Genomic DNA, 4,893 nt, shown 5'->3' with positions numbered 1-4,893 from the left:
GCCCGCACCGGCCACCCCGCCGCCGCCCACCGCCCCGCCGACCGTGCCCCCGCCGCCCACCGCTCCCCCGGGCCACCAGCCCGGCACCGGCTACGGCTACCCCCAGCAGCCCGGCACGGGGTACGGCTACCCGCAGCAGCAGGCGGGCGGTTACGGCTACCCGCAGCCCGGCGCCGGTCGGCAGCCGCAGCAGCAGCAGCCCTACCCGCAGCAGCCTGGCGGCTACGGCTACCCCCAACCGAACCAGCCCCAACCGAACCAGCCCGCGCCGAACCAGCCCGGGCCTCAGCAGCACCCCGCCGGCTACGGCTATCCGCAGCCCGGCACCGGCCAGCAGCCGCCCGTCCCGCCGCAGCCGCCGACGACCCGGCCCCCGGCGTCCGCCGGCGAGGAGTTCGCGCTGCCCCCGCAGGGCCCGCAGTTCCAGCCCCGCTGACGCCGCCCCCGGCGGGGCCGCCGCACCACCGCTCCGGCCCCGCCGTCACACCTCCATCGCACCCGTCGCGCCGCCGATCGCCACCGACCGCCGCCGACCGCCACCGACCGCCACCGACCGCCGACGGTCCGCGTCACTCGCTCTTGTACCCGCGCTGCCACTGCATGCCGAACCCGTACAGCCGGTCGATGTCCGCCTGGAACCCGTTGACGTACCGCACCTCGCGGCGCACCGTCAGCTGGTTGTCCCCCGCGTTCTCGATCAGCACCACCGCGCAGGAGCGCGCCGCCCGGGCCCGCTCCTCCAGCTTGATCTCGATCCGCGGCCCGGTCTGCGGCACGATCGTGACCACCGCGTGCGACTGCTCGAAGGCCGGCGTGCCGTCGTAGATGTAGACGAAGATCAGCAGCCGCTTGAACTTGTCCTTCTTCTCCAGGTTGACGTACATCGTCTCGCCGGACGGCGCCCCGTACTGGTCGTCGCCGCTGAGCTTGACGAACGGCGGGTTCTGGAGGTCGCCGAAGAGCCCGCCGAGCGGCTGCACCACGCCCGTGGTCCCGTCCGAGAGCTCGTACATGCAGGCGAGGTCGAGGTCGACGTTCATCGGCCCGCTGCTCTGCGCCGAGTCCGGGTCCTGCGGCCGCAGGATCCGCGGACTGAGGAACCGCTTGACGGAGTCGAGGGTGCTCGGCCGGGCGGCGCCCCCGGAGCTCATCGTCCAGTGCAGGTTGACGTACAGGTAGCCGGTGGTGGCGGCGGACCCGGTGATCGCGTGCTGCGGGGCCGACTTGGTGAGTATGACCTTGTGCTGACCGCCGGGGTTGTCGAAGGTGTAGCTCCTGTCCCCGCGCAGGTACTCCCAGATCGAGACCATCCCGTCCTCTCCCCCTGCTCCCGCCAGGCGTTCTGACGGTCCGCCGACCAATGATCGGGCATCGGCCCGGCCGTCGGATACCCCGTCCGGCCCTTCCCCTACCCAACGGGGCGCCATCGGCGGGTCGATTGGCCCCGGGAAGCCGCCCTCCCGTAACATGCCGCCCCTTCGGACGCGATATCGTCTAGCCGCACAGGTGTCCCGTCCGCCCCTGCGCGGGCGCGGCGGGCATGCCGTGCGGCGACGAACAAACCGTCAGGCAGTGCCCGCACGACTGGTCCTGACCGCCTGTGTCGCACTGTGATCCCGTCCCCTGCGGAAACCCGAGGCCCGACCCGCAATGAACCTGACCTCCATACAGCTGGTCTGGACCGTCGTCGGCGGCGCAGCCCTGCTGTTCGTCGCCGTCCTGATGGCGACACTGCGCTTCAAGAGCTCGAAGAAGGACGAGTCCGGCGACTCCTGGGAGCGCAGTGAGGAGCGCCGCCGGCGCAAGGAGATGATCTACGGCATCTCCTCGTACACGCTGCTGTTCTGCTGTGCCGGTGTCGCCGCCGCGCTCTCCTTCCACGGCCTGGTCGGCTTCGGCAAGGAGAACCTGGGCCTGTCCGGCGGCTGGGAGTACCTCGTCCCGTTCGGCCTGGACGGCGCCGCGATGTTCTGTTCGGTGCTCGCCGTCCGCGAGGCCAGCCACGGTGACGCGGCGCTCGGCTCGCGCCTGCTGGTCTGGGTGTTCGCGATCGCCTCGGCCTGGTTCAACTGGGTGCACGCCCCGCGCGGCGTGTCCCACGACGGTGCCCCGCAGTTCTTCTCCGGCATGTCGATCTCGGCGGCGATCCTGTTCGACCGCGCGCTGAAGCAGACCCGCAAGGCCGCGCTGCGCGAGCAGGGCCTGGTGCCGCGCCCGCTGCCGCAGATCCGCATCGTCCGCTGGCTGCGCGCGCCCCGCGAGACCTACGCGGCCTGGTCGCTGATGCTGCTGGAGAACGTCCGCAGCCTGGACGAGGCGGTCGAGGAGGTGCGCGAGGAGCGTCAGGCGAAGCTGGACGCCAAGGCCCGCGCCCGTACCGCCGACCGCCGCGAGCGGGCCGAGCTGAAGGCCATCTCCCGGCAGGGCGGCATGCTCGCCCGGGCCCGCGGTGGCCGCCAGGTTCCCGCCCTCACGGCTGCCGGAGACGGCCCGAGCGCTACGGAGCCTGCCCTAGCCGCGGGATCCGACGCCACCGCCTCGACCACCTCCGCCGCCGGCTCGCCGGAGCCGGCCGCCCTGGACGCCGGCCGCCGCCCGCGCGCCGCCGTCGGCTCGTCCTACTCCTCCTCGTCGTCCTACTCCTCCTCCTACTCCTCGTCGTCGTACTCGTCCGCCGGCACCGGGTCGTCCCGCAGCGACTCGACCGTCGACCTGACGGCAGACGACGACACCCTGTCGATGCCGAAGCTGGACTCGCTGGAGCGCAAGCTGCGCGCGATCGAGCAGCAGCTCGGCTGACCCGCCGGACCCGACGGGTACCACCAGGACCACGAAGAACGGCCGCCTCCGGGAAACCCCGGGGGCGGCCGTTTCGCGTGCCGGTCGGACGGCGGCTACTTCTCGGAGCCGACCAGTTCCGGTTCCTCGCTCGCGCCCTCGCGCCGGTTGCGCAGGACCGACGAGCCGAGCGCCAGTCCGATGAACGCGACGCCGATCAGGCCGGTGACGATCTCCGGGATGTGGTACTTGATCCCGACCAGCAGGATCGCCGCCAGCGCGCCGATCGCGTAGTGCGCGCCGTGCTCCAGGTAGACGTAGTCGTCCAGGGTGCCCTTGCGGACCAGGAAGACGGTCAGCGAGCGGATGTACATCGCGCCGATGCCCAGGCCCAGGGTGATCTGGAAGATGTCGCTGGAGATGGCGAACGCGCCGACCACGCCGTCGAAGGAGAACGAGGCGTCCAGGACCTCCAGGTAGAGGAAGAGGAAGAACGCCGCCTTGCCGCCGACCTGGATGATCGACTTGCCGGACTTCTCCGCCGCCTCCTCGCGCTCCTCCTCGGCCTCCAGGCCTGATTCGAAGATCGAGGAGAGGCCGTTGACGGCGAGGTAGGTGACCAGGCCGAGGACGCCGGCGAGCAGGACGGTCTCCGCGTGCTCCCCGGCGAAGAAGTTGGAGGCCAGCAGCAGGGCGACCAGGGCGACGACGGTGGAGAAGGCCTCCAGCTTGCCGACCTTCTCCAGCGGGCGCTCGATCCAGGACAGCCAGTTGTGGTCCTTCTCCTCGAAGATGAAGTCGAGGAAGATCATCAGCAGGAAGACGCCGCCGAAGGCCGCGATGGCCGGGTTGGCCGCCTCCAGGTACTGGCCGTAGGTGAGGCCGTCGTGGGTCTTGTCGGAGTGCAGCGCGAGGTCGATGACCGTCGCGGGGTTGAGCTTCGCGGTGAGGCCGACGACCAGCAGCGGGAAGACCAGGCGCATGCCGAAGACCGCGATGAGCACACCGACGGTCAGGAAGATCTTCTGCCAGTACGGGTTCATCCGCTTCAACACCGTGGCGTTGACCACCGCGTTGTCGAAGGACAGGGAGATCTCCAGGATGGAGAGGATCAGCACGATGCCGAAGCCTTGGGCTCCCCAGAGCAGTCCGGCCGCGACCAGGCCGATGGCGGTGATCGCGAACGACCAGCCGAATGTGCGGAGGAACACGGGAGTTGGCTACCTTTCGGGTTCTGGCCGTGCCGGGGGCGGCCTCGTCCCCGAGACGCCCCTGACCGGGCCCGGCCCGGTCAGGTCACCCCCGCACTGCCTTCTGTTCTCATGATCGGGTCGGGTGCGATCAGTCCTATTTTCGCCCTTACTGTACGTTCACGCCGAAGTCGAGCGCGATGCCACGCAGGCCGGAGGCGTACCCCTGGCCCACTGCGCGGAACTTCCACTCGCCCGCGTAGCGGTACAGCTCGCCGAAGATCATCGCGGTCTCGCTGGACGCGTCCTCGGACAGGTCGTAGCGGGCGATCTCCTGGCCGTCGAGCGAGTTGACGACCCGGATGTAGGCGTTGCGGACCTGACCGAAGTTCTGGAGCCGCGCCTCGGCCTCGTAGATCGAGACCGCGAAGATCACCTTGTCGGCCTGCGCCGGAACGAGGTCCAGGTTCACCAGGACCACCTCGTCGTCACCCGTGTCGTCGCCACCGGTGAGGTTGTCGCCCTGGTGCTCCACCGAGCCCTCGGGGCTCTTGAGGTTGTTGTAGAAGACGAAGTACTCGTCACCGAGCACCCGTCCGCCACCGCAGATCAGGGCGCTCGCGTCGAGGTCGAACGGCGCGCCCGTGGTCGAACGGGCGGACCAGCCGAGGCCGATCTGGACCTGCGTCAGGTTCGGCGCGGCCTTGGTGAGCGAAACGTTGCCACCCTTGGCGAGCGTGACCACCATGACGTTCTTCCTCCCTTGCTTCTCCCGGGGCGCCATCCAGGTGTAATCCCCCGCGGCCCCGGCCGACCGGCTTTGGTCGGCTGAACTTCCTGAACTCACATCCTCGCAGCGCCGCGGACCCCCGCGGCACCGGGGCGGACGGAACCGGGGCGGCCCCGGACCGTGGAGGTCCGGGGC

General features: G+C 70.5%; 4 protein-coding genes and 1 pseudogene. 2 read left to right on the top strand and 3 right to left on the bottom strand.

Going from position 1 to position 4,893, the window contains the following annotated elements; translation table 11 throughout:
- Positions 1 to 436, top strand: a pseudogene (locus AB0E96_RS38175) (hypothetical protein); the annotation flags it as partial.
- A gap of 133 nt (positions 437 to 569) precedes the next feature.
- On the opposite strand, the gene AB0E96_RS38170 reads toward AB0E96_RS38175, so the two are convergent.
- Complete coding sequence (locus AB0E96_RS38170; protein WP_359830998.1) at positions 570 to 1,310, bottom strand: Tellurium resistance; 741 nt, start codon at positions 1,308 to 1,310, stop codon at positions 570 to 572.
- A gap of 340 nt (positions 1,311 to 1,650) precedes the next feature.
- On the opposite strand from AB0E96_RS38170, the gene AB0E96_RS38165 reads away from it, so the two are divergent.
- Entirely contained in the window at positions 1,651 to 2,799 is a 1,149-nt protein-coding gene (locus AB0E96_RS38165; RefSeq protein WP_359830996.1) for a DUF2637 domain-containing protein, read from the top strand.
- A 95-nt stretch (positions 2,800 to 2,894) separates the two neighbouring features.
- Here the strand turns inward: AB0E96_RS38165 and AB0E96_RS38160 are convergent, their stop codons facing one another.
- Together AB0E96_RS38160 and AB0E96_RS38155 are read right to left on the bottom strand one after the other, a co-directional pair.
- The gene (locus AB0E96_RS38160; protein ID WP_359830994.1) at positions 2,895 to 3,989 is read right to left on the bottom strand and encodes a DUF475 domain-containing protein; all 1,095 of its coding nucleotides are present in this window, start codon (positions 3,987 to 3,989) and stop codon (positions 2,895 to 2,897) included.
- 148 nt (positions 3,990 to 4,137) lie between these two features.
- A complete protein-coding gene (locus AB0E96_RS38155) occupies positions 4,138 to 4,716 on the bottom strand; it encodes a TerD family protein (protein WP_359830992.1) in 579 nt (192 codons plus the stop codon).
- Between the last annotated feature and the right edge of the window lie 177 nt (positions 4,717 to 4,893).

The organism is Kitasatospora sp. NPDC036755, from assembly GCF_040636595.1.
Taxonomy (GTDB): domain Bacteria; phylum Actinomycetota; class Actinomycetes; order Streptomycetales; family Streptomycetaceae; genus Kitasatospora.
This window is presented reverse-complemented; position numbering and strand designations above follow the sequence as displayed.